This window comes from Symplocastrum torsivum, assembly GCF_059505465.1.
The window spans coordinates 24,296-47,661 of record NZ_JCACKQ010000115.1 but is presented as its reverse complement, the minus strand read 5'-3'; the positions used below and the strand labels follow the sequence as shown (position 1 = coordinate 47,661).

20 protein-coding genes, 1 tRNA gene and 1 pseudogene are annotated in these 23,366 nt (G+C 47.1%); 12 read left to right on the top strand and 10 right to left on the bottom strand.

Annotated features, from left to right (window positions below):
* Positions 1 to 31: 31 nt before the first annotated feature.
* The 6 genes from AC5JL3_RS27785 (at position 32) to AC5JL3_RS27760 (ending at position 7,102) form a co-directional block, all read left to right on the top strand.
* On the top strand, positions 32 to 1,315 hold the full coding sequence (locus tag AC5JL3_RS27785) for a TIGR04295 family B12-binding domain-containing radical SAM protein (protein ID WP_496077538.1): 1,284 nt from the start codon (positions 32 to 34) through the stop codon (positions 1,313 to 1,315).
* Positions 1,312 to 2,406, top strand: coding sequence for a DNA topoisomerase IB (locus tag AC5JL3_RS27780; RefSeq protein WP_496077537.1), 1,095 nt, complete (start codon positions 1,312 to 1,314; stop codon positions 2,404 to 2,406). The genes AC5JL3_RS27785 and AC5JL3_RS27780 overlap by 4 nt, the downstream gene beginning before the upstream one ends.
* Before the next feature lie 27 nt (positions 2,407 to 2,433).
* On the top strand, positions 2,434 to 3,621 hold the full coding sequence (locus tag AC5JL3_RS27775) for a glycosyltransferase family 4 protein (RefSeq protein ID WP_496077536.1): 1,188 nt from the start codon (positions 2,434 to 2,436) through the stop codon (positions 3,619 to 3,621).
* A 4-nt stretch (positions 3,622 to 3,625) separates the two neighbouring features.
* Positions 3,626 to 4,744, top strand: a complete 1,119-nt coding sequence (locus AC5JL3_RS27770) for a CgeB family protein (protein WP_496077535.1) — start codon at positions 3,626 to 3,628, stop codon at positions 4,742 to 4,744.
* On the top strand, positions 4,741 to 5,835 hold the full coding sequence (locus AC5JL3_RS27765; protein WP_496077534.1) for a CgeB family protein: 1,095 nt from the start codon (positions 4,741 to 4,743) through the stop codon (positions 5,833 to 5,835). Before AC5JL3_RS27770 ends, AC5JL3_RS27765 begins: the two co-directional genes overlap by 4 nt.
* A 112-nt stretch (positions 5,836 to 5,947) precedes the next feature.
* A complete protein-coding gene (locus tag AC5JL3_RS27760; RefSeq protein WP_496077533.1) occupies positions 5,948 to 7,102 on the top strand; it encodes an NACHT C-terminal helical domain 2-containing protein in 1,155 nt (384 codons plus the stop codon).
* 28 nt (positions 7,103 to 7,130) lie between these two features.
* On the opposite strand, the gene AC5JL3_RS27755 is transcribed toward AC5JL3_RS27760, so the two are convergent.
* On the bottom strand, positions 7,131 to 8,492 hold the full coding sequence (locus AC5JL3_RS27755; RefSeq protein ID WP_496077532.1) for an FAD-binding oxidoreductase: 1,362 nt from the start codon (positions 8,490 to 8,492) through the stop codon (positions 7,131 to 7,133).
* Between the two features lie 182 nt (positions 8,493 to 8,674).
* Positions 8,675 to 9,646, bottom strand: coding sequence for a quinolinate synthase NadA (gene nadA / locus AC5JL3_RS27750; RefSeq protein WP_496077531.1), 972 nt, complete (start codon positions 9,644 to 9,646; stop codon positions 8,675 to 8,677).
* A gap of 173 nt (positions 9,647 to 9,819) precedes the next feature.
* Here nadA and AC5JL3_RS27745 point away from each other — a divergent pair, with 173 nt between their 5' ends.
* The 3 genes from AC5JL3_RS27745 (at position 9,820) to AC5JL3_RS27735 (ending at position 11,370) form a co-directional block, all read left to right on the top strand.
* Positions 9,820 to 10,767, top strand: a complete 948-nt coding sequence (locus tag AC5JL3_RS27745; protein ID WP_496077530.1) for a TIGR04168 family protein — start codon at positions 9,820 to 9,822, stop codon at positions 10,765 to 10,767.
* A gap of 30 nt (positions 10,768 to 10,797) precedes the next feature.
* Positions 10,798 to 10,882: transfer RNA gene (locus AC5JL3_RS27740), tRNA-Ser, on the top strand.
* A 233-nt stretch (positions 10,883 to 11,115) separates the two neighbouring features.
* The gene (locus tag AC5JL3_RS27735) at positions 11,116 to 11,370 is read left to right on the top strand and encodes a hypothetical protein (protein WP_496077529.1); all 255 of its coding nucleotides are present in this window, start codon (positions 11,116 to 11,118) and stop codon (positions 11,368 to 11,370) included.
* A 12-nt stretch (positions 11,371 to 11,382) separates the two neighbouring features.
* On the opposite strand, the gene AC5JL3_RS27730 is transcribed toward AC5JL3_RS27735, so the two are convergent.
* Entirely contained in the window at positions 11,383 to 12,186 is an 804-nt protein-coding gene (locus AC5JL3_RS27730; protein ID WP_496077528.1) for an alpha/beta fold hydrolase, read from the bottom strand.
* Positions 12,187 to 12,588: 402 nt separating this feature from the next.
* On the opposite strand from AC5JL3_RS27730, the gene AC5JL3_RS27725 reads away from it, so the two are divergent.
* Together AC5JL3_RS27725 and AC5JL3_RS27720 are read left to right on the top strand one after the other, a co-directional pair.
* The gene (locus AC5JL3_RS27725) at positions 12,589 to 13,851 is read left to right on the top strand and encodes a mannosyltransferase family protein (protein ID WP_496077527.1); all 1,263 of its coding nucleotides are present in this window, start codon (positions 12,589 to 12,591) and stop codon (positions 13,849 to 13,851) included.
* A gap of 215 nt (positions 13,852 to 14,066) precedes the next feature.
* On the top strand, positions 14,067 to 14,258 hold the full coding sequence (locus tag AC5JL3_RS27720) for a hypothetical protein (protein WP_192218578.1): 192 nt from the start codon (positions 14,067 to 14,069) through the stop codon (positions 14,256 to 14,258).
* 243 nt (positions 14,259 to 14,501) lie between these two features.
* Here the strand turns inward: AC5JL3_RS27720 and AC5JL3_RS27715 are convergent, their stop codons facing one another.
* From AC5JL3_RS27715 to AC5JL3_RS27695, 5 genes and pseudogenes are all read right to left on the bottom strand, one after another.
* On the bottom strand, positions 14,502 to 15,002 hold the full coding sequence (locus AC5JL3_RS27715) for a class I tRNA ligase family protein (RefSeq protein ID WP_496077680.1): 501 nt from the start codon (positions 15,000 to 15,002) through the stop codon (positions 14,502 to 14,504).
* 57 nt (positions 15,003 to 15,059) lie between these two features.
* Positions 15,060 to 16,391: pseudogene (locus tag AC5JL3_RS27710) on the bottom strand (class I tRNA ligase family protein); the annotation flags it as partial.
* A 339-nt stretch (positions 16,392 to 16,730) separates the two neighbouring features.
* Positions 16,731 to 17,324: a sulfite oxidase-like oxidoreductase gene (locus AC5JL3_RS27705; protein ID WP_496077526.1), complete on the bottom strand. Its 594-nt coding sequence runs from the start codon at positions 17,322 to 17,324 to the stop codon at positions 16,731 to 16,733.
* Between the two features lie 145 nt (positions 17,325 to 17,469).
* Entirely contained in the window at positions 17,470 to 17,643 is a 174-nt protein-coding gene (gene rpmF, locus AC5JL3_RS27700; RefSeq protein WP_496077525.1) for a 50S ribosomal protein L32, read from the bottom strand.
* A gap of 180 nt (positions 17,644 to 17,823) precedes the next feature.
* Complete coding sequence (locus AC5JL3_RS27695; RefSeq protein WP_496077524.1) at positions 17,824 to 18,654, bottom strand: hypothetical protein; 831 nt, start codon at positions 18,652 to 18,654, stop codon at positions 17,824 to 17,826.
* A 306-nt stretch (positions 18,655 to 18,960) separates the two neighbouring features.
* Here AC5JL3_RS27695 and AC5JL3_RS27690 point away from each other — a divergent pair, with 306 nt between their 5' ends.
* The gene (locus AC5JL3_RS27690; protein ID WP_496077523.1) at positions 18,961 to 20,886 is read left to right on the top strand and encodes a caspase family protein; all 1,926 of its coding nucleotides are present in this window, start codon (positions 18,961 to 18,963) and stop codon (positions 20,884 to 20,886) included.
* Positions 20,887 to 21,069: 183 nt separating this feature from the next.
* Here AC5JL3_RS27690 and AC5JL3_RS27685 read toward each other — a convergent pair whose 3' ends face one another.
* A complete protein-coding gene (locus AC5JL3_RS27685) occupies positions 21,070 to 22,191 on the bottom strand; it encodes a hybrid sensor histidine kinase/response regulator (RefSeq protein WP_496077522.1) in 1,122 nt (373 codons plus the stop codon).
* Between the two features lie 413 nt (positions 22,192 to 22,604).
* Positions 22,605 to 23,363 (bottom strand): Stp1/IreP family PP2C-type Ser/Thr phosphatase, encoded by a 759-nt coding sequence (locus tag AC5JL3_RS27680; protein WP_496077521.1) that lies wholly within the window; start codon positions 23,361 to 23,363, stop codon positions 22,605 to 22,607.
* Positions 23,364 to 23,366 lie beyond the last annotated feature (3 nt).

Genomic DNA, 23,366 nt, shown 5'->3' with positions numbered 1-23,366 from the left:
CGTGACGCACCCTACTACTACGAAGCGAATTATGAAATACGCACTTGTTAATCCCAACTGGACATTTGATGGCAGTACTTACTTTGGCTGTCGGGAACCGCACTTACCGTTGGAATATGGGTATGCCAAAGCCCTACTGGAACAGCAAGGACACGACGTTCTAATTGTTGATGGGCAGTTAGATAATCTTTCACGAGCAGAAATCAAAAACCAAGTCGCTGCCTTTGAACCCGACTTTACCGTTGTCACAACTGCACCCAGTTATCTTTTCTGGCGCTGTGCCCCACCAGAGTTGCGCGTTCCCCAAGAAACCGTATTAGACCTGAAAGATATTAGTAGGACAATGGTTGCTGTTGGCCCTCATGGCTCCACAACACCCAAAGCGACTCTGAAGAAGCTGGGTGTAGATGTAGTGGTTTTGGGAGAATGTGAGGAAATTCTGCCGAAGCTAAGTGGAAACTGGCAAGATGTGACATCTATTTGTTACTGGCAAGCTGGTGAACCCCGTGTGCAGGGGAGTCCCCATACGACCGACCTAACTGCATTGCCAGCACTGCATTGGCAACGAGAAACAATTGGGCGACATCATCATCACCATCACCGCTTTGAGGCAGCACCAATAGGTTCTGGTGCGGAGATGGAAACGTCTCGTGGCTGTCCTTATCATTGCTCGTTTTGTGCTAAAGAGAATTTTCGCGATCGCTATCGCAAGCGTCCCCTATCCGTAATCTTGGAAGAACTGGATGGTTTAATTGCTCAAGGGGTCGAATACGTTTACTTTATTGACGAAATTTTCTTGCCGAATCGACCACTACTTGAAGCATTGGTAGAGCGAGAGGTGAAGTTCGGTATTCAAACTCGAATTGATTTGTGGACACCACTGCTGCTTGAGTTACTAGGACAGGCGGGTTGCGTCTCAATCGAAGCAGGCGTTGAAAGTATTTCTGAAGAAGGGCGGCAACTACTCGATAAAAACTGCAAACTGTCTACAGAAGCGCTGAGTGAGCGGCTGATTTGTGCGAAGAAACACGTCCCTTTTGTTCAAGCCAACTTGCTTGATGGGAAAGTAGATGACCCGGAAGCCATTGAAGCTTGGCGTCAGTACCTCCAAGGTTTTGGGGTTTGGGCAAACAAACCTGTGCCGTTGTTCCCTTACCCTGGTTCACCGGACTACACAAAAAAGTGGGGCTTTCCAGATGACCAAGCTTGGGAACGGGCAAATGAGTATTACCTGCAAGTCTATGCCGAGTTCAGCGATATTCAGGATGAGCAACCTTTGCCTCTATCCGAGTTAGAACTCAGAGCAATCTCGTGAAAACGTCAACAGTTAAAAAACCTGACCTCACAATAATCACCGATCCAGTCGAATCCGCCAAAACGGCTGGATTGCGCTATGTCTCAGATGCCAGTCCCGGCATTCTCCGTAAGCAACGAGGTAAAGGTTTTAGTTACATTGGTGTCGATGGTAAACCGCTTAGCGATGCCTCAGAACGCGATCGCATTGAAGCACTAGGTATTCCCCCAGCTTGGAAGGATGTCTGGATTTGCCCTCTTGCCAACGGACACCTGCAAGCAACGGGACACGATGCGAAGGGACGCAAGCAGTACCGCTATCATCACCACTGGCGAACAATACGCTCTCAAACTAAGTTCAACCGGATGATTCCCTTCAGTGCGGCACTGCCGTTGATTCGGGAACAAATTGAACGCCATTTGACCCTTAAAGGTTTACCACGAGAGAAGATACTCGCTACCATTGTCCGGCTTTTGGAAACAACCTACATTCGCATCGGTAATGTTGAGTATGCTCAAGAAAACCAATCTTACGGCTTGACAACTCTACACAATCGTCATGTCGATGTCTCAGGTTCAACTGTAAGATTTCATTTCAAAGGCAAGAGTGGTGTTAATCATGACATTGAACTTAATGACCGACGTGTTGCCAAGATAATCAAGCGTTGTCAGGAACTCCCCGGACACGAACTGTTCCAATATTTTGACGATGATGGTCAACCTCAAACGATTGACTCTGGAGATGTCAACAATTACCTTCGAGAACTTACCAACGAAGACTTCACAGCAAAAGACTTCCGCACTTGGGCGGGAACCGTGATGGCAGCACGAGAACTTAGAGCAATGGAAGGCTTTGAGTCACAGACTCAGGCAAAGAAAAACGTTGTACAAGCGATTAAAAATGTGGCGAGTGAGTTGGGGAACCGCCCTGCGACCTCCCGTAAATACTACGTTCATCCTGCTGTGATTGATGCTTATCTAGAGGGGACACTTGGTGCTATTGAGGAACAATCTAGTGGTTCAACGTGTGATGATTCACCCTATAGTTTAAGTTCAGAAGAACGTGCAGTTGTTACCCTCTTAGAGCGATCGCTTACTGACCTAGATAACTGAAATCCTACTATTTCTAAATCTGCCCAAATGCTGACCAACTCTCAACCCCAGCCACACACTGACAGGTTTTGGGGCGAAGCGTCCGCCGTTACCGCTAAACGCATCCTGATGACGGCTGATACTGTTGGCGGTGTTTGGACTTACGCATTAGAACTTGCAGGTGTCCTCTCAAAGCAAGGGGTTGAAGTTGCCTTAGCAACAATGGGCGCACCGCTTACACCTCAACACTGGGAAGCCGCCAGACAAATCTCTGGCTTAGAGGTGTTCGAGAGTTGCTTCAAACTTGAATGGATGGAAGACCCTTGGGATGATGTTCAACAAGCAGGGCAATGGTTACTCGATCTAGAAGAATGCTTTCAGCCTGATGTGGTACACCTAAATGGCTATACTCACGGGGCATTGCCTTGGAAATCTCCAATTTTAGTAGTAGGGCATTCCTGTGTTCTGTCGTGGTGGGAAGCAGTTAAAGGCGAAGCTGCACCCAGCAACTGGCAACGGTATCAGCACGAAGTTACTCAGGGTTTAGCGGCAGCAGACCTCGTCGTTGCACCATCAGCAGCAATGCTTACAGCACTTAAAACCCATTATGGTTCAAGCTTTCAGGGCAGAGTAATTCCTAACGGTCGTGACTCAGCGCTGTTTTCCCCATCACAAAAAAAAGAGTTTGTCTTCACGGCTGGACGCTTATGGGATGAGGCAAAGAATGTTGCTGTACTAGAACAGATTGCACCTCAATTAATCTGGTCTGTCTATGTTGCTGGTGACCAGAAGCATCCAGATGGTGGGGCAGACTCAATAAATCGCTTATCGAAAAGTAATATCCACTGGCTAGGACACCTCAACGTTCAAGAACTGGCTGTACAGTATGGCGAAGCCTCAATTTATGTCCTGCCAGCACGATATGAACCCTTTGGGTTGTCTGTACTGGAAGCGGCATTGTTAGGATGCGCCCTTGTCCTCGGAGATATCCCTAGTTTGCGCGAAATTTGGGGTGATGCGGCTATCTTTGTGCCGCCAGATGATCAGGATGCGATCGCATCTGCCATCAATACTCTAATTGCCGATTCACCACGACGTTATCAACTAGCAACCCGCGCCCGTACTCGTGCTTTAGAATATACCTCCGAAGTCATGGCATCTAGATATTTAACGGCATATCAAGAACTCATTCACAAGCGAGAATTAATGAGTTTGGAATCTTTAGCTAATTCCTAAAATTATGCGAATCGTAATGTTCTATCATTCCCTCCTCTCAGACTGGAACCACGGGAATGCTCATTTTCTAAGGGGTATTGTGAGTGAGTTGCTCTCTCGTGAGCATGATGTGCGCGTGTACGAACCGCAAGAGGCTTGGAGTCTTCAGAACCTTCTGGCAGAACATGGAAATGCACCAATCCTACGTTTCCAAGCTGCTTATCCCGGTTTAGAAAGCTATCGCTATCAACTCAAGACACTCGACCTTGACGAAGCGTTGGATGGTGCAGACTTGGTAATTGTCCATGAATGGAACGACCATCAGTTGGTGCAACGCATTGGCGAACACCGTAATAATGTTGGTGGCTATCGGTTGTTATTTCATGACACACATCATCGCTCAGTAAGCGATCGCACTGGGGTGGCAGCTTATGATCTGACTAACTACGATGGCGTATTAGCCTATGGCAGTGTTATCCGCGATATCTACTTAACCGAGGGTTGGACTCAACGTGCTTGGACATGGCACGAAGCGGCAGATACACGCCTCTTTCATCCAATTGACGCGGTGCAACGTGAAGGCGATTTAGTTTGGATTGGCAACTGGGGTGATGAAGAACGTACTGCTGAGTTGTATGAGTTTCTCATCGAACCTGTAAAGGCGTTGGGGATAAAGACACGAGTGCATGGGGTGCGTTATCCAGAAGATGCGATCGCATCCCTAAAAGCCGCAAACATTCAATACGCAGGTTGGTTAGCCAACTACGAAGTCCCGCAAGTGTTTGCCCGCTTTCAAGTGACAATCCATGTGCCGCGCCGCTTTTATACTGAAGTTCTCCCTGGTATTCCCACCATCCGAGTGTTTGAAGCCTTAGCTTGTGGTATTCCTCTGGTATCTGCGCCTTGGGAAGATGTTGAAGGCTTATTTACACCGGGCAAAGATTACCTCGTTGCTAGTACTGGCGAAGAGATGCAACGTCAGTTGAGTGCATTACTTCAGGATGAACAGATGGCAAAAGAGTTAGCAGAAAACGGACTCCGCACCCTCCTCAACCGACATACCTGCGCTCATCGTGTTGATGAACTCCTTGATATCTATGCACAACTCCAAGACACCCAACACCATAAGGTGGTGACGACATGACAGGAAAGCTCAACATTGCCTTTTTCGGTTCTAGTCTTGTCTCTGCCTACTGGAATGGTGCCGCAACCTACTATCGTGGCATCATCCGAGCCTTGCATGAACAGGGACATCAGACTACCTTCTACGAGCCAGATGCGTATGATCGTCAGAAGCATCGCGATATCCCCGACCCTAATTGGGCAAAAGTCGTCGTTTACTCCGCTGATGGTGAAGAGGGAGTAAACCGTGCCCTTGAAGAGGCAAGCAGCGCTGACCTAATTGTAAAAGCGAGTGGCGTTGGTGTTTTCGATGAGTTGCTAGAGGCATCAGTTTTGGAACTCAAGAAACCTAACACCCTCATTGTGTTCTGGGATGTAGATGCACCAGCAACCCTTGATCGAGTGCAAAATAACCCAAGCGATCCCTTCCGTGCTCTCATCCCACGCTACGATTTAATCCTCACCTATGGCGGTGGGGAACCAGTTGTGAAGGCTTACAAAGCTTTAGGGGCGCGTGAGTGTGTTCCCATCTACAATGCTCTTGATCCAACTACTCACTACCCTGTCGCACCAGAACCCAGATTTGAGTGCAAGCTTGGCTTCCTAGGAAACCGCCTCCCAGATCGAGAAGCGCGTGTGGAAGAATTTTTCTTACGTGCTGCTACTGAACTGCCAGATGACCATTTCCTACTAGGTGGGAATGGTTGGGACGACAAACCACTACCCAGCAATGTCAAATACTTGGGACACGTTTATACACGCGACCATAATGCCTTCAACTGTACACCCCAAGCCGTGTTGAATATCAGCCGCGAGAGTATGGCGAGATACGGCTTTTCTCCAGCAACGCGAGTGTTTGAGGCAGCAGGTGCGGGGGCATGTATCATTACTGATGTTTGGGAAGGCATCGAGTTATTCCTAGAACCTAGACGTGAGGTTTTGGTTGCTGAGAATGGGTTAATGGTTGCTGAACACATCCGTAATCTCACGCCTGAGATGGCACACACAATTGGCAAAGCTGCCTATAGAAGAGTTCTCACTGAACATACCTATACTCATCGCGCCGCACAACTCGAAGACCTACTTAAGGGAAGATTCAAAACTTTCTCATAGGTTGAGGTGCGATCGCCAAACTTTTTGCCTAAAATAACTCGGCACTGGTAGATGTACGGGTTTAGCTGATTATTGTGGAAACTGTAGTTGTTTTTGCATCCTAGATTAAATAGTGAACATTGAAGCTGTTAAAAAAGCGATCGGCATTCCCGACTTCAAGCAAACGCAGTTGCTTGAGATTGCTCTGACTCATCCATCTCGTATCTATGAGAATAGCAACCTGACTACTCAGCAAAAAGACGCGCAGGAGCGTGAGTACAGACGGCTAGCCATCCTAGGTGATGCGATTCTCGGTGCTGTTGTTATCGACTATTTACACCAACAGTACGCCGACCTAAATGAAGGTAAGCTTACTGAATTGAAAAATAACCTGGTAAGCCAGCAGAAGCTGTCTGAATTTGCGCGAGAGTTGAAATTGAAACAGCTTTGTCTGCTGGGACGAGGTGTGGAACAAAAAGATTACAGTGAGGAAAGGCTCTTTACTGAGATGTTCGAGGCTTTATTAGGCGCAATCTACCTGGAGTTTAAGCGTGACTTCTCACGGCTTCGGATATGGCTCGTTGAGCGCTTTATCCAAAAGACTGTTAATAATCTGTTGACAGACACTCAATTCACAGAGGAACAATTGTCAGAAGATGGTGCGATGATGCTTGCCAATAAACGACTACGGCAGATGAAGCAACAAGCTGATGCGCTAGTGGCTAAAGATGAGACATTGCAGCAGCTTCTTACTTGGGTGAGCCAGAAAGCCCTTTCAGTTGACTCTTCTTACGAGCCAGCAAAAGTTCGAGCTTTTTACCTTGCCCTCATCCGTGTCCTTGGTTTTGACTTGGCTAAAGCTTTTGATGACCCTACCCGCCGCCGCTCCTTTGCTCGTTCTTTTACTTCTGTTTTTGACCGTAGCCGTGGACTTGCACTTAACCTTGCCTTTGATTTTGACCCTAAGAACGTTCTTATGTGTCTCCTTGCCCTTGACATTGAACCTAGACTGAAGCAAGCCATGGAAGAACTCGAAGCTGAACTACCTGACCCGGATGAAGAGGCAGAAAGATTTGATGAGTGGCGGAAAACTAAGGGTCAAGCCTGGGTTGAAAAAATAACAGGCTTGATTGGTTACAATTTGCAGTTCAATGAAGCGCAGAAGGATTTGCTGAAAGAGTATTACAAAGCTAATAAATCTCTAGTGGAAGAATTGAATAGTGGTTGTCAGGTAAGCAAGGCAGTGCGACAGGAGATTGAGGAGACGTTATTGTTACCTGTAGATTAATTGGGTAGATTACATCCCTTGAGTGAGTTTACTTAACCCTTTCTGACCAAGCTTTCATCTTCCCAGGATTCATCAACCCATATGGGTCAACCATTTCCTTAAACTGCAATTGCTCTGGATTAACGGTTTTCATTCCTCCATCTTCCAGAATGTAGGTATGAGGATTAGCAATAAAAGCACCCTTCTCTTCGTGATAATGAATAATCTCATTCAACCGTTCCTCAGTTGTGTAGCGAACCACTTGCAATGCAGCGGGAGCAACTTGTCCGCCAACACGAATAAATTCTAAATGCATCATCACTTCATCACCAAAATGATGATACATATGCTCAACCAAGCTGAGGTTTTTATTAGCCGGAAACAAGCTCTGCAAATAAGTTAGGTTTGGGTCAACGCTACGGGCGTGGAGTGTCGTGTGGTTCCAGGTAAATTCACACAATGCTGTGCCTTTACTGGCTTCTTGAGCAGATTTTTGGTAAGTAATCGTGCCACTATACTCCCGAACTAAATCTTGTAGCGGTTCCAAACAAGACTCAGCAATCATCAATAATGCACAATGCTTCCCTTCTGGAAGGTAACTCTTTAAAGCGGCAAAGTATGAAGGAATTGGTGAAGCATGAATACTAATGAGTTTTTTAATTAAACCATCAGCATCCCCCAAAGCTTGACCAAATCGAGCCGCTGTCATGAAGTCATCAAAGGTAACAATCACTTCTGCCCAAGCATAAGCAGAACCCAGAGGAATTTCTAATTCAGTGATAATGCCGTTGGTACCGTATCCGTGATTAACCTTATGCACATCATCACCACGTAATTCAATGACACGCGGTTCATCTTCCATTGTGACGACTCGGACAGCGTGAAGATTTCCGCGATCGCGTAATTGTCCATAGGTAATCGAACCAATTCCCCCACTTCCTCCAGCAATAAAGCCACCAATCGTTGCTGTGCGATAAGTTGAGGGAGCCATCCGCAATTCCCATCCCGTCACCCGTGCTTGTTTATCAAACGCCGCCAGCTTTACTCCAGGCTCAACACAGGCTAACTCTGGTTTAATCCAGCGAATTGCATTCATCCGTGTCGTATCCAGAATTACGCCACCATTCAGGGGTACACACTGCCCATAATTTCCTGTCCCTGCGCCTCGCACAGTTAATGGTGCCTTGTACTTAACACACACCGCTGCCACTCGTAAAACTTCCGCTTCGTTGGTAGGACGCACAACCAAATCCCCTCTTTTAGAGGCAAGTTTGGGTTGTAGTACCGGACTGAAGTGATAGTAGTCCAGAGACAACTTCGCTAGCTGGGTTGGCTCAGTAATAATTTCTATGCCAGCTAGTTCAGAAGCTAGGGCATTCCAGTCAACGGGCTTAGCTGTAGTGGAAGTCATAGTTAGGTGTTAGAAGGATTCGGCAGGTTGGTGGAAGTTGGGGATTAGGGAATTGGTGATTAGGGTTTGGGAGTATGTTATCTCAGTTGTTCACTTAGGTAACCCGTCTTTTATGAGTGAAAACAGGATGCTCCTCTTGAGAGTCCCAATTCCCAATTCCCGATTCCCAATTCCCATTCACCCTAAACACTCATCTCTAACATCCGCTCAATTGGTCGCAGTGCAGCCACTCGAATGTGTTCTGGCATTGTAATTTCTGGCTGACGGTTTTTCATCGCTAGATACAGCTTTTCCAATGTGTTGAGCCGCATATAAGGACACTCATTACAAGCACAGTTATTCATCGCAGGTGCTGGGATGAAGCGCTTGTTGGGGGTTTGCTTTTGCATTTGGTGAATAATACCCGGTTCAGTGGCGACAATAAACGTGCTTGCGGGACTTGTTTGAGCATACTTTAGCAGTGCTGTTGTCGAGCCAATGTAGCTAGCGTGACGCAACACGGGTGGTTCACATTCCGGGTGAGCGATTACCTCAGCTTCTGGGTGTTCGATCTTTAGCTGGATTATCTTCTTTTCTGAGAAGGTTTCGTGAACAATGCAGCTACCTTGCCACAGTAAGAGGTCACGACCTGTTTGTTCCATCACATAGCGCCCTAAATTCCGGTCTGGGGCAAAAATGATTGGTTGGTCTTCAGGAATCTGGTTAACAATCCGGACAGCATTGGAACTGGTGCAGATAATGTCACTCATCGCCTTGATTTCGGCGGAGCAATTAATGTAAGAAACTACTAGATGATCGGGGTAAGCTGCTTTGAATTTGGCAAACTCTTCGGGAGGGCAACTGTCAGCCAGAGAGCAACCCGCGTCTAAGTCTGGCAACAGCACTAGCTTGTCAGGATTGAGGATTTTGGCGGTTTCTGCCATGAAGTGAACCCCGGCAAAAACGATAACATCGGCACTGGTACTTGCTGCCTGTTGAGAAAGTCCAAGAGAATCGCCGAGATAGTCGGCAACATCCTGAATATCAGGGTCTTGGTAGTAGTGGGCAAGAACAACAGCATTGAGTTCTTTTTTCAGGGTATTAATTGCCCCAAACAGGTCATAGGGGAGAAATGAAGAAGCTTTCGTCTGTTGAGGAAGTGCAGTCGTAAACACAGGTTTTGAGTTAATTGCGATAAAACAGCCTGAGGTAATTATAGTTATTTTTACCAAAACTGACATGGTGGCTGAGTGGCTTTAGGAAATCTTCCCTAGGGTTGAACATCCACAAAGACTGCAAAAATCAGTAAGGCTTTTTATCCTGGAGAAAGACCGATAAGAGAGATCACATGAGCAATCAGAGGAATTACAAGCAATCGATCAAAATTGCTGTTGTTGGGGACATCCATGATTTATGGGAAGCTGAGGATGCGATCGCGCTCCAGCAGTTGGGTGTTGATTTGGTGCTGTTTGTGGGAGATTTTGGTAATGAAGCGGTGGATATCGTGCGGTTAGTTACTGATATCGACCTTCCCAAGGCAGCGATTATGGGAAACCATGATGCTTGGTATAGCGCCTCGGATTGGGGAAGAAAACGCTGTCCATACGATCGCAAAAAGGAAGACCGAGTGCAGCAACAGTTAGATTTACTGGGTGAAACTCATGTGGGTTACGGAAAACTGGATTTTCCAGAGTTCAATCTCTCTGTGGTTGGCAGTCGTCCTTACAGTTGGGGTGGCGAAGTTTGGAAAAATCAGGAGTTCTTGAAAGAACGGTGTGGCGTTACCAATTTTGAGGAGTCGATTGAGCGCATAGTTGCAGCGGCGCAGACTACGACTTATGAAACAATTATTTTTTTGGGTCACAATGGTCCAGTTGGATTAGGTGATCGCCCAGAAGACCCCTGTGGGAGAGATTGGCAACCGTTGGGTGGGGATTACGGCGACCCAGATTTTGCAGAAGCGATCGCACAAACTCAAGCATTGGGTAAAAAAATTCCTTTCGTTACCTTTGGTCATATGCACCACACGATGCGTCACACCAAGGAGAAACTACGAACAGCAATCTTTACAAGTCCGGAAGGAACCGTTTACTTGAATTCAGCAAGTGTACCTCGGATTATCCAAACTGAAAGCGATCGCCTCCGTAATTTTTCCGTGGTTTCCCTAGAAGCAGGTATCGTTAATCAAATCTCTCTAGTTTGGATGGGTAAAGACTATACGGTGGTATCTGAGCAACTGCTCTATCAGCATCCTGAAGCGACTGTTATACAACCTGTTTACAGCCAGTCGCCATAAATGCAAGACCTTGATAATATAGATAAACCTGGAGAGGTGGCAGAGTGGTCGATCGCGTCCGACTTGAAATCGGATGAACCGAAAGGTTCCGGGAGTTCGAATCTCCCCCTCTCCGTTTAAGGTTCACGAGTACATTCCTAGAGTTGGTTATCTTCGCTCAAGCACTGTTGCAACTGGGTCAACTCTAGCGACAAATTTCTACAAGCCTATAGCAATCAGCAGTCAGCTTTGGGCGGTCAGCTTTGGGTCAAATCGGCTCTAGCTGGGGAAGGCTCTTCTCCCGTTAATGTCCTAACATTTGTGGCTACTGCTATACCCCTCTTCTGTCACTCTCCGGTTCTTCGTATTATGAGTAGTTTCCAGAGACAAGGTATGTTAAGCGATGCGGCGTTTAATGATGATATTTTGACAAATTTGGCACTCTCATCAATTTCTACTCAGAAAAAAGCTGGCGATCGCTTGATATACAAAAGCTCTAGAGTTCAGAAATGGCAAAAGTTTTCGGAGAGTGACAGAAGAGGGATACTATCCAACCTAATTAGGACATGGTTAGGGAAAAGAGGAAATGCGATCGCACAGCAGAAAAATACTCATCAACACTAAAAACCTTTCCCATCACTGAACTAGATAAGCGCTAATTGCTCGCACTACCTCATCGGGCGCACTTAAATGAGGTAAATGACCCTCTGCGTTTATGTTCACTAGCTGACTTTTGGGAATCTTAGAAGCCATATATTCTCCTACCTCTGGTGGGACAGCCTTATCGTTGCTCGACTGTACAATCAGTGTCGGTACAGTTAGACGCAGCAACTCAGCACGATAATCAGACTGGAAAATTGTACGGGCAAGAGCCAGAGCAATATCTGGGCGGACTGCGACAAGAGTATTGGCAAATTCACGAGCAAGGCTTGGACGGTCTGGATTACCCATTAGCAAGGAAGCAAAGAAGCCACACGCCCAAGCCTCATAGTTAGCCGACATTGCTGCGTATATGGCATCCAGATCAGATTGCTCGAAGCCACCGTAGTAGCCTACATCGTTGAGGTAACGAGGTGATGCGCCAATAAAGATGAGGCGGCTGAAGCGCTCTGGCTCGATTAGGGAAGCAAGTAAGCCAATCATTGCACTGACTGAATGACCGACAAAGATGGATTGAGTCAGGTTTAATTCAGCGCACAAGTCCAGTAAGTCTTCCGCATACCCGTAGAGGCGGCTGTAGCGAGAGCGGCTGTAGGCAGTTAAGTCTGACTTCCCTGCCCCTACATAGTCAAACAGCACAATGCGATAGTTGGATTCAAACGCACAGACAACGTGTCGCCAAACGGTTTGGTCGGCACCAAAGCCGTGGGCAAAGATAAGCGTTTGATTGCCTTGCCCTTGCACGTTGACGTTATTGCGCTTCAGGATACTTGTTTTCATATCTCACAATTTAGTCCACCAGACAACGTGAGCGATCGCTATCAAAGCTGTGAAAGCTAGTTTTCCAGATATAGCGTTTCTCGATTTGCTGAGGTACAAAGTAGTTGGCTTTAAGGCAGAAGGCTCCAGGGCAAAGGGCAGAAGTTGAGTGTACTCCACTTATTTGAGAACCGCTATAAAAAACATAAAAGCACGATTATCCCAATAATTCTTACTAAGCCCCAACACTTTGATACAGAGGACTCTCTGAGCCAAGTTTCTTGCGGATTGATGACCAAAACAAAACCAGTCGTCGCTATAATTCCCTTCAAGCTCATTGCTCAAAAGAGCAGCAGCTGACTTCGGTTGCAATCCTCCTCCAGATACTCCCAATCCCCAGTTGAAGCACAAGGCAGGAAGTTGATGAGCAAAAGTAAAGCTTTATGGGCAAATGCCTTCAGGTTTGCCGCAGCGATGTGGCTACTCAGCCGAGTCGTTATTGCTGTGGCAATGGTACTGATTGCCCCATCACTACCAGTTCCACCGGAAGGGATTGTTCCCACTGTTGATTGGAGCCTCTTCTCTTATTCGGATAGTCCGCGCTACGAAACGATTGTTACAGGCGGCTATGAATACGAAAGTACGATCAAGGAAAAATACAATATTGCATTTTTTCCGCTGTTTCCTCTACTCACCCGTGGCGTGATGTACCTGGGGTTACCATTTAATGTCGCCGGAACGCTGGTAAATAATTTGGCTTTCCTGGCGGCATTGGTTGTTCTCTACCGTTGGGTAGAGGAACGTCATGGTGGAAGTGTGGCTCGTTGGACAACGGCTGTTTGGGCGTGGTGTCCGCTTTCTTTATTTGGAAGTGTGATTTATACCGAAGGGCTGTTTATGTTGTTCAGCACAGCGGCTTTAAGAGCTTTCGATAAGCAACAACATGCTTTAGCGGCTCTCTGGGGGGCATTGGCGACAGCGGCTCGTGTGACGGGGGTTGTCCTTGTTCCTACATTCCTGATTGTCGCCTGGAAAGAACGTCGTCCAGTAAGTGCCTACGTCGCTGCTCTACTTACGGCTGGAGGAGTAGTTATTTTTAGCTTATATTGCGCTCTAAATTTTGGTGACCCCTTGGCTTTTGTTCATGCTCAGAAGGCATGGCGAGATACAACTGGATTGAATTGGAAGGATTGGCGTAGAGAACTGATAACAATCGCTATTGGCAAAACAAATTTAGAGCAACGCGCAATTGTAGATCCTTGGCATCCGTTCTTGTTTGTACTGCTTTTGGGGAGTATCTATCTCCTATGGCATTTTCGCCAAAAGCTCGGTTCTGTGGTGGTAATCTCTATCTCGTTTGCTTTGGCGTTAGCGTCGTGGCGCTTGGGAGGCGAGTCGTTAATTGTCGTCGTGATGGTTTTTGGTGGTGGTTACCTGCTCTGGCGCTTACGCCATCAACTGCGGTTGATTGAGGTGGTTTATGGGTTTTGCGCCTTAGGGTTAATCATGTTTTCTGGAAGTTCGGCATCGGCTCAACGTTACGCTTATGCTATTGTGTCACTTGCGATCGCACTAGGTCTGGTACTTGATCGTTATCCTCGCTGGGCTTATGCAACGATGGTTTTCTTTAGCATCATTCTCGTCAACTTTGCCATCCGATTTGCTCAACATCTCTGGGTTGCTTGACAAAGAGCAGGGAAAAGGTTCACCGACATGAGTTTCAAGGTTCCCGATGAACTGTGATCTGTTGAAATAGTCGTCAGTGGTGATTTTTATCACATAAAAAGGGAGATTGCATCACTAAAAAGTGCTTAATAGCATCACTAACTTCACTTCCAACTATCACAGATTGTTTGGATTAGACACCTGATACTGGCTAAGACACTTGAGGAAACGGGGTTATGTCTACAATTTGTGAGATTGTCCAAGAGGTTCTTCAATCCGGGTATCTGACGGTAGAAGCTGAAGAGCAAATGCGACGACTGTTTGTACTTCAGCATGACTTAGAAGATATAGAAGCTTTAACTCGATTGCAACAAGCCACGATGGACGGTCGAGTCAAGCGGCAGTCGCGGGAGTTAGTCCACTCTTGATTGACAACAGACATCCCAGCATTATTAAAGCCAGAGGTTAAGACTACCTAAGTCTTAACTCTCCTGGCTAATTAAAATATATGTATGACTAAAAATAGCTGGTATGCCACCCGAACACCTATTCCAGCTTTTGTAAGAGTAACGTACTTCAGTGGGCGACAAAGGCTCTAGACCACTGGCAGGGAGGCAAAATGCACGCAACACCAGCCAGTGGTAAAGCATTCAACTAATGGGATGCGACAATCAAATCACGAGATTGAGAACCCGACCAGGTACATAAACTACACGACGAACTTCCTGCTTGTTGATGTAACGCTGCAAGGATTCTGACTGTTTTGCCAATGCGATCGCCTCTTCCTGAGCTGCATCCGGAGTAAGCTGGAATGTGGTTCGAGTCCGTCCGTTGATTTGAACGGCAATCGTCACTTGCGCTTGTGTAAGAAACTCAGAATTAGCTTGAGGGAATGGCTGTTGATGAATTGAATAGGATTTACCCATGCGACTCCAAAGTTCCTCGGTGATGTGGGGTGCAAAGGGAGCCAACATCAACACACAAGACTTGATTTCTACTGGAGAAAGCTGTTCTTTGGCTTCCAAGGTATTGAGATAACTCATTAAGGTAGCGAGCGCAGTGTTGTACTTCAACGCTTGAATATCTTCTCTCACCTTGTGAATGGTTTGATGCAACCCGCGCTGGGATTCGACATCCAATTCATTAGATTGGATCGAGTCTTGATGTTTCATCGCCAATTGCCAGACGCGATTCAAAAAACGCTGTATTCCTGCAATACCGCGATCGGAGAAATCGCCTCCTTGGTCATAAGGCCCCAAAAACATCAAGTACGTTCGCAAGGTGTCTGCACCGTATTCCTCAATGTACTGGTCAGGATTCACCACATTCCCTTTAGATTTACTCATCTTGGCTCCATCTTTCGTGAGCAAACCATGAGCGCGGAAGCATCGAAAGGGTTCCTCAAACGGAATGTATCCCAAATCGTGCAACACCATTGTGATGAAGCGACTGTACAACAGATGCAATACTGAATGTTCTGCTCCACCAATGTACATATCCACGGGCAACCAGGTTGCCGTAATTTGTGGGTCAAACGGAACATCCGAGCAATTGCTGGAGGGATAGCGCAAGAAATACCAGGCAGAATCCAAGAAGTTATCCGATACATCGGTTTCTCGCCGCGCCGCACTGCCACAGCACGGACAGGTTGTATTCACAAATTCAGGAATGTCTGCCAACGGAGAATTGCCTGTTCCTTTCGGCAACCAGTCCTGCGTTTGGGGTAACTCAACGGGCAATTGGTCTTCTGGAACCGGAACCGTACCACACGTCTGGCAATAGATAATTGGAATTGGTGGTCCCCAATAGCGTTGCCTGGAAATCAACCAATCCCGCAAGTGATACTGCACTGTACCCTCATGTTCAGAACGACCGATCCAGTTACGCTGTGCTGTTTTTACCCGTTCTGACCTGTCCAAATGCTCCAAATTATCCAACAAGCGTTGGGCATAGCGGGTAATCTTGAAAAACCATTGCTCCAATTCACGTTGGATAGCGATCGCACTACAGCGTTCACATTCCCCTGCAATCACTTGCTCATCTGCCAATACCGTTTTGCAGGACGGACACCAATTGACCGATGCTTTCTTGCGTTCGGCTAATCCGGTTTTGAACAACTGCAAGAAGATCCACTGTGTCCACTTGTAGTATGCCGGACTGGTGGTTTGGACTTCGTGATTCCAGCAGAAGCGGTTACCAATGCGCTTCAACTGCGTTTCTCGAAATCGTTCAACATTCCCTGCTGTTAATTGATTGGGATGAATCCCTTTCTTAATCGCAAAGTTCTCGCTATGAATGCCAAAGGCGTCGAACCCCATCGGCTCAAAGACATCCCTGCCGTTCATCGCCATAAAGCGACCGTAGATGTCCGCTCCTGTGAAGGCATACACATTCCCGACGTGCAACCCTTCTGCCGATGGGTAGGGAAACATCATCAAATTGTAGAAAGGGCGAGGCTCTGGAGAAGCTCTGTCAATCGCTCTGGCTAGATCGGTTTCGTAAATCTGTGTCTGCTGCCAAACTGCTTGCCATCGAGCTTCAACAGAGCGGTGATCGTAAATCTCAGACGGTTGATGATTTGCCGGATCAACAGGATCCGGACTTACAGGTCCCAGTGATACATTATTAGAATCCTCTTTTTGTATTGCGATTGTAGCATCAAGAATGTCTTTGTCAATCTCGTGTTTGATGGAGCGGGAAAATGACAGAGGTGGCTAAGCCAAGCAATGTCAGTGCGTTACTTGTCCTGTTGTTCACAAACAGTAAAGCACTTTTGCAGAGAGTCAAACTTGCCATTCCAACTTAAACCTTAAACAGCCCAATGAGCAAGGCAATAGGTGCTGCAAGTAACATCTACATTGTAGGTGGCAAACCATGTATGGCTACAATTTCAAATTTCCTTAGTCGCTGTAGCGTTCTTCTGCCCAAGGCTCACCTCGACGATGATAGCCATTACGCTCCCAGAAACCTGGTTCATCATGATCGAGAAATTCTAAGCCATTAATCCACTTAGCGCTTTTCCAAGCATAGAGATGGGGAACGACTAAGCGCATGGGGCCACCGTGTTCTGCTGCTAGTGGTTCTCCGAACAAGGTATGAGCAAAAAAGTTTTCTTCCCTCACAAAATCCTCTATGGGAAGGTTAGTGGTGTAACCTCCGTAGCAGTGTTCGACAATGTGAGTAGCTTTTGGATCGACTTCCACATACTTCATAAAGTCGGTCACCTTGATGCCTGTCCATTGCACATCCAGTTTTGACCAACGTGTTACACAGTGAAAGTCATCAGTGAATTCGCTTTGAGGCATTGCCATGAAGTCTGACCAGCTCAAGGTCTTGGCTTCGGCTAAGCCCGACACACGAAATTCCCAGTCTTCAGTGCTGATTCGGGGGGTCTGACCGTAGGTCAGCACTGGAAATCCTTTGGTTAGGTATTGACCGGGAGGAACGCGATCGCTCTGTTCTGATTCTGGTTTGCGGAAAAATTTTCCGAGCATGATGCCAGTAGAGATAGTGTTTTGGGTACTAATCAAACCGTAGCGTTAGATTTTGCTCTTAGGACAAAATCTTGTTAACTTTCATGGTCATAGCACAAACCGTAAGACCCCTGGTGTTGCCTTTCCCATAGCCCAAAGTTCCGTTCTAGCTCTCTTCTTCTTCTTCCTCTGGTGCGGGATATACAAAGGTAGAACGACCACTCAAAACAGCTTTGCCCAGAGAAAGGGCTTTTTGAGCCTGTAGCGCTGCCTTGCGCTTCCAGGTTGCTTTGCGTTTGTCTCGCCTCGATTTTGATGTTTTCTTCTTAGGAACAGCCATGGGAGTATGTTCTGAATTTTGACAGCCTTTTCATTCTATGTCATGGATTCCATAAGGGGCTAGCCATGTACTTGATAAAGGCTAACTTTCACTGCCTCTTTTGACGAATAAGGGCAAAAGATGCGAAATATTCCTTTCCTTTTCCCTTTAACCCTTCCCCTTTCGCCCAATTTCCCCTCCCTACTGTCCAGTCTGCTGTGTTGCCGGGGCATTGGGTGCAGGAGCCTGAGGTTGGTTAGGAAAACGCCGAATTGGCGCACCGGGAATGTCGGGAATGTCAATGTTTGTGGGAGCAGTGGGCTGAGTCGTGTTAGCTGGAGCCTGAGTAGGAGCCTGAGGTTGGTTAGGAAAACGCCGAATTGGCGCACCGGGAATGTCGGGAATGTCAATGTTTGTGGGAGCAGTGGGCTGAGGGAGAGCCGTTGGAGCGCCCGGTACTCCACCAGGTACTCCAGGCGCTCCGGGGACTCCAGGTGATCCAGGTGGAGGTGGTGGCTGTCCTCCTGGAACCTGAGGTTCAGCGTCTACAAGTGGTTCTTGTTCAAATCCAAGTAGGGTTTGGGTATCGGGGAAGTAAGTTGTCCAACTCTGGGGATCGGGACGACCTCTCCAAGATTGACGGCTTACTTCCAGCAATAAGATAGGGGTGATTGCCCCTTGATTTTGCCCAATCACTGTTACGGATACGTCAGTCACCAAGATATCTGAATCAAAGCTGCGTTGCGTTGCTGCCCTAGCAATGGCTTCTGCACGGCGCAGAAAGCTGTTGAAAGATTCTCCGACTTGACGATTTATGGAAAGGTTTACCCGTGCTGTGTAGGCTTGGGCTATCTGAGGAGCAACGGTGGCTGTGGCAAGCCAACTGATGCCCGTGAAGCCTAATAAAAGCATTAATCTTAGCGGTGTAATTTGTTGTTGGGCAATCAACTGAAAAAATGCGGCAGAAGATTTCTTGAACTGGACTGACAGTAATAAGAGCGGGTTGAAATCGCTTCGGTTAGACTTCAACATATGACGCACTCACCCCCCTAGTGATTGTTGGCAATTAGCGTTTTAGGTGCATTATTTTAGAGGATAAGTGTCTCTAATAGAAGATTTCATCTACCTCTTGACCAAAAACAGTCATAAACTAAGCCTTAGAGGTACAAAAAAACCAGGTATGTCAGGATTCGTTGAGTGGTTGAGCAGTGCGATCGCTTTCTGCTTAACTAGCACTCAACAAATCAAGTAAGCCGATAGTACCAATACTTCCTCTCATTCCAAGACAATTTATTTAACCCACGAACAACTACACCAGACAACTGGGGCACGGAGCACATGGCAAATCACGCTTGCGTTGCAATTGGCATTAATCGCTATCAGTTTTTACAACCTTTGAGTTATGGGCAAGCGGATGCACAGGCGTTGCGGCATTTTTTAGTACGCCAAGCCAGCTTACCGTCTAACCAATGTTTACTCTTAACTGACACGTCTCCACTAGTCAATGACCAGTCAACCTATCCCAGTCGCGAAAATATTTTGAACTGGCTAAGGGCAAATCGCCAGAATTCAAGACAATCAGAGACTTGGCGTTGGTTCTTTTTCAGTGGCTATGGTGTCAATTGGCAAAATGCTGACTACCTAATGCCGATTGATGGAAATCCAGACGATATTCCAGGGACAGGAATATCTATGCGATCGCTATTTGAAACCCTCAAGGCTCAAGGTAGTGAAAACATCTTAGTTCTGTTAGATATCAACCGGGCATCCGGCTTGCAATCTGGTATTCCTGTTGGGGCACAGGCGATTGAATTAGCCCGCGAAATGGGTATTGTGTTAGTGCTGTCCAGTCAACTTGACCAATTTTCCCACGAAGCTGCTGTACTGGGGCATGGACTCTTTACAGAAGCACTTCTAGAAGCACTGGGCTATTATCACACTGACACCACCTTAGAACATCTGGAACAGTATCTGCACACTCGTCTACCAGAGTTGAGCCAACACCACTGGCGACCTGTTCAGACCCCTTTGACAGTGGTTCCCTCAGAGGCGCAGCGTCAACAACTGATTCTGCCTTCTGTCAAAAACCAACCCATTAAGGAAAGGACTCCTGTTGGCATCTCAAGCGCCTTTATCCCCAAGGCAAAACTAGAAACTGAAAACGGTTACACAGAGGATTCTCGCAATGGGGCGACACCTGGACAAAAAACTCCGCTCTCAGCGACACAGACACGACCAACTACATCTCTAATCTCTCCTCCTACTGCTACCTCAACGCCAGCTACCTATAAACCAGGCGCAATGGTTGCTTCTCCAGAACGGCAGTCTAAACGCCATGTCAATACTCCTTGGTGGCAACAACTACTACTTTGGGGAGGTGGCGCTATCCTAATTTTGGCGCTGATGATTGCGGCGGTGATATTCCGTAACCGGGATGCTTTTACCACGAAGTCAATAAACGAGACACCAGTTACTAAAGAATTACCAACATCTCCAACGGCTCAAGAACCCCCGACAACGTCACCTCCCAGTCCAATAGCAAAAGCCTCCCCTACCAGTTCCCCCAATCCCCGTCCAACAGCAAAAGCCTCCCCTACCAGTTCCCCCAATCCCAGTAATAAGTTGTCAGTGGCGGCACCCCAAAAACCAGCGCCAACCCGTCTTCAAGCCAATCAAGCGGCTTTGGATCAGGCAAAGCGCTTAATCCGACCCAATCAAGCCTCTCTGTTTAGCAAGGCGATTGTCCAAGCTCGTACTGTGAAACCAGGTGAGCCTCTGTACCAGCAGGCGAAGCAAGACATTACACGTTGGAGTGAGGTGATTCTAGATTTAGCAGAGGGACGAGCGAATCAGGGAAATTTTGGGGGTGCGATCGCGGCAGCTCAATTGGTACCAAAAGATAATCCTTCTGTTTATGCCAAAGCTCAGAAGACGATTAATCAGTGGAAGGCTCTAACTACCCAGCAACAGCAAAATCAAGCGATTATTCAAGCCGCAAAAAAACAAATCCAACCAAACCAAGCCTCGTCTTATAACCGTTCTCTTACAACTCTCCGTAAAATTCAGGCTGGACAACCAGGGTATGCCGAAGCGCAACAGTTAATTGCCCAAGGAAGCCAAAAGATTTATCTGATCGCGCAATCGCGAGCGTCTCAGGGTAAGTTCAAGGAAGCGATTCAAGCGGCAACTTTAGTCCCAGCTAACACGCCTTCCTACGAGGCGGCTCAAAAGGCGATCGCAAAGTGGAAGCAAGGGAAACGTTAGTTGGTTGTTGGTTGTTGGTTGTTAGTAGGGGTGCAAGCCACCTAGCGCTGTTAAGGTCGCAGGTTGTAGGGATTAGGAGGTAGGTTAAAGGCAATGCACAAGGAATCCAAAACCCTAATTTTTCTTAGTCTTAGTCTAAGTTGTGCGCTACAACCTACGACCCAAAACCTAACACCTTGACAGTTAATGATGAGTGGCTAGGCGAATAATGAACAAGCTACCTTTATCTATCTCAGATTTAACCTCAAGGGTTCCTTGGTGAGTTTCAACAATCCGTTTAGACAAGTGAAGCCCTAAACCACTTCCAGAACGTTTATGGCTACCCTGCCGGAATCGGTCGAATAGTATCGTTTGGTCTTCTAGGGTAATCCCAGGCCCAGTGTCTTGGACTTGAATGACTACCTGGGATACTTCAGGGTTTTTCTCGTCATGGTTATTACTCAGACGCACTTCAACTGAGCCAGTATCTGTAAACTTGATGGCGTTGCCAATCAAGTTTGTGAATACGCGATGGAGTTCTAAGCGATCGCCTACTACTTTACCGTTGACATTCTCCTGGCTTTTGTAGTTCAAGGACAGCCCTTTTTCATTGGCGAGAGGAGCAAGTTCTTGGGTGACTTCTTTAACCACCTCTTGGAGATTAACGGGAGAGAAGCAGAGATTCTTACGACCCGCTTCATAGCGATAGACTTCGAGTAATGTATTTACCATCGCTAGCAAGTTGCGGTTACTACGTGCCATTGTTGAGATGGCTTCCTGCATGGATGGTGATAGTTCTCCCAAGGCTCCTTGCTGAAACAGCATCAGCATCCGCTCTGCTGCGACAATGGGAGTTCTCAAGTCATGCGTCATCCAGGAAACAAAATCTTCTCGTTGACGGGCAATTTGCTCACGTTCATCAATCGCGTGCTTCAGGCGTAAAAGCGATCGCACCCGTGCTAGCAATTCATCGACTTCTACTGGCTTACGAATAAAATCATCTGCACCCGTGTCTAGTCCTTTGACCACACTTGGCTGATCAAACGCTGTGATCAGCAGAATTGGCATAAAGGGCAAACTCGTATTTTCCCGGATGCGCTTTGTGACTTCAAAGCCATCCATCTCCGGCATCATTACATCCAGAAGTACCAAGTCCGGTGGGGACTGTTCGATCTGCTCTAAAGCAATGCGGCCATCCTCCGCCAAACTAATTTCGTATCCCTCTTCTTCTAAAATTGTTTGAACAAGGAATAAGTTATCCGGCGAATCATCTACAACGAGAATATGGTCAGGTTTCGAGGCACGAGTCAGAACCGAAGGATTCATGAGCAGAGCAGACTAAGAATAAATCTGACTAAATTATTTTTTCTTGTATTCTTTTGAATCTCTTAACATTTTTCCGTCTTAGGGTGTAGTTTGCCTCATCCTCTCGAAAGATTCTTACTACAAATTACTACCATTAGTAGTTGCTTAATTGGTCTTCTTAACCCTAAAGTCTTGCAGGGTTTTGGCTTCCTGTTTGTACAGCACGCTGTCATGAGGATGCTCGGTCAGCCATCCTCATAGATTAAGTACATTTACTTAGATTGCCATGAATTCTCGTCGTTGACTAGAGTACCCGTGTCCTATGGCTCAGTAACCGCCGCCAACGACAGGACTCATCCTTCAATTCAGGCTACTAGTTTTCTCAAGACGAGGAACGACTGTGTGGATTAAGAAGGACAATCAGGTAGTCAATGCTAGAGACTCGGCGCAGTGGCTTCCTCAGGACTGATGTCGTCTATTTCAACAATCACCACCGTGATGTTGTCTCTACCTCCCTTTTCCTTAGCTGCATCAACAAGGTTAACTGCCGCTTGTTCATAATCCAAGTCAGGTTCGAGGTTAGAGGCAATTAAGGCATCTGAGAGTTCTTCTGTAAGACCATCACTACACAGCAGGAGGCGGTCTCCAGGCTGCACATCCATGGGTTTAACATCAACGTGCTGTAAGTCTTTACGACCCAGACATTGAGACAAGACATGACGCCAAGGATGCATTCGAGCTTGCTCTGGGGTAATATCACCGGCTTTCATGGCTCGTGCAACCCAAGTGTGGTCTTCCGTGATTTGCTCTAGATTGGAGCCTCGTAGCCGATAGAGGCGTGAGTCTCCCACATGAGCAAACCAAGGTTGTTCGTTACGGAAGATAGCCACAACTGCCGTTGTGCCCATATCTGAGCGCTCTGGGTGCTTTTGTTGGTCTAGAATAATTGCCTGATTCGCCTCGGAAAAGGCTTGTTCCAGTAACTCTTCAGACGAGGTGGCAGATTGCCAGTGCTGTTCTAAATGAGTCTGAATTGCCTCCGTAGCGAGTTGGCTGGCTTCTTGCCCCCCAGCATGACCTCCCATACCGTCGGCGACAACAAAAAATCGCCCCTCAGGGTCCATGTAGAAATCATCCTGGTTGACATTACGAAGTAGTCCCGGATCGGTGAGACCCGTGAAGCGACATTTCATAAA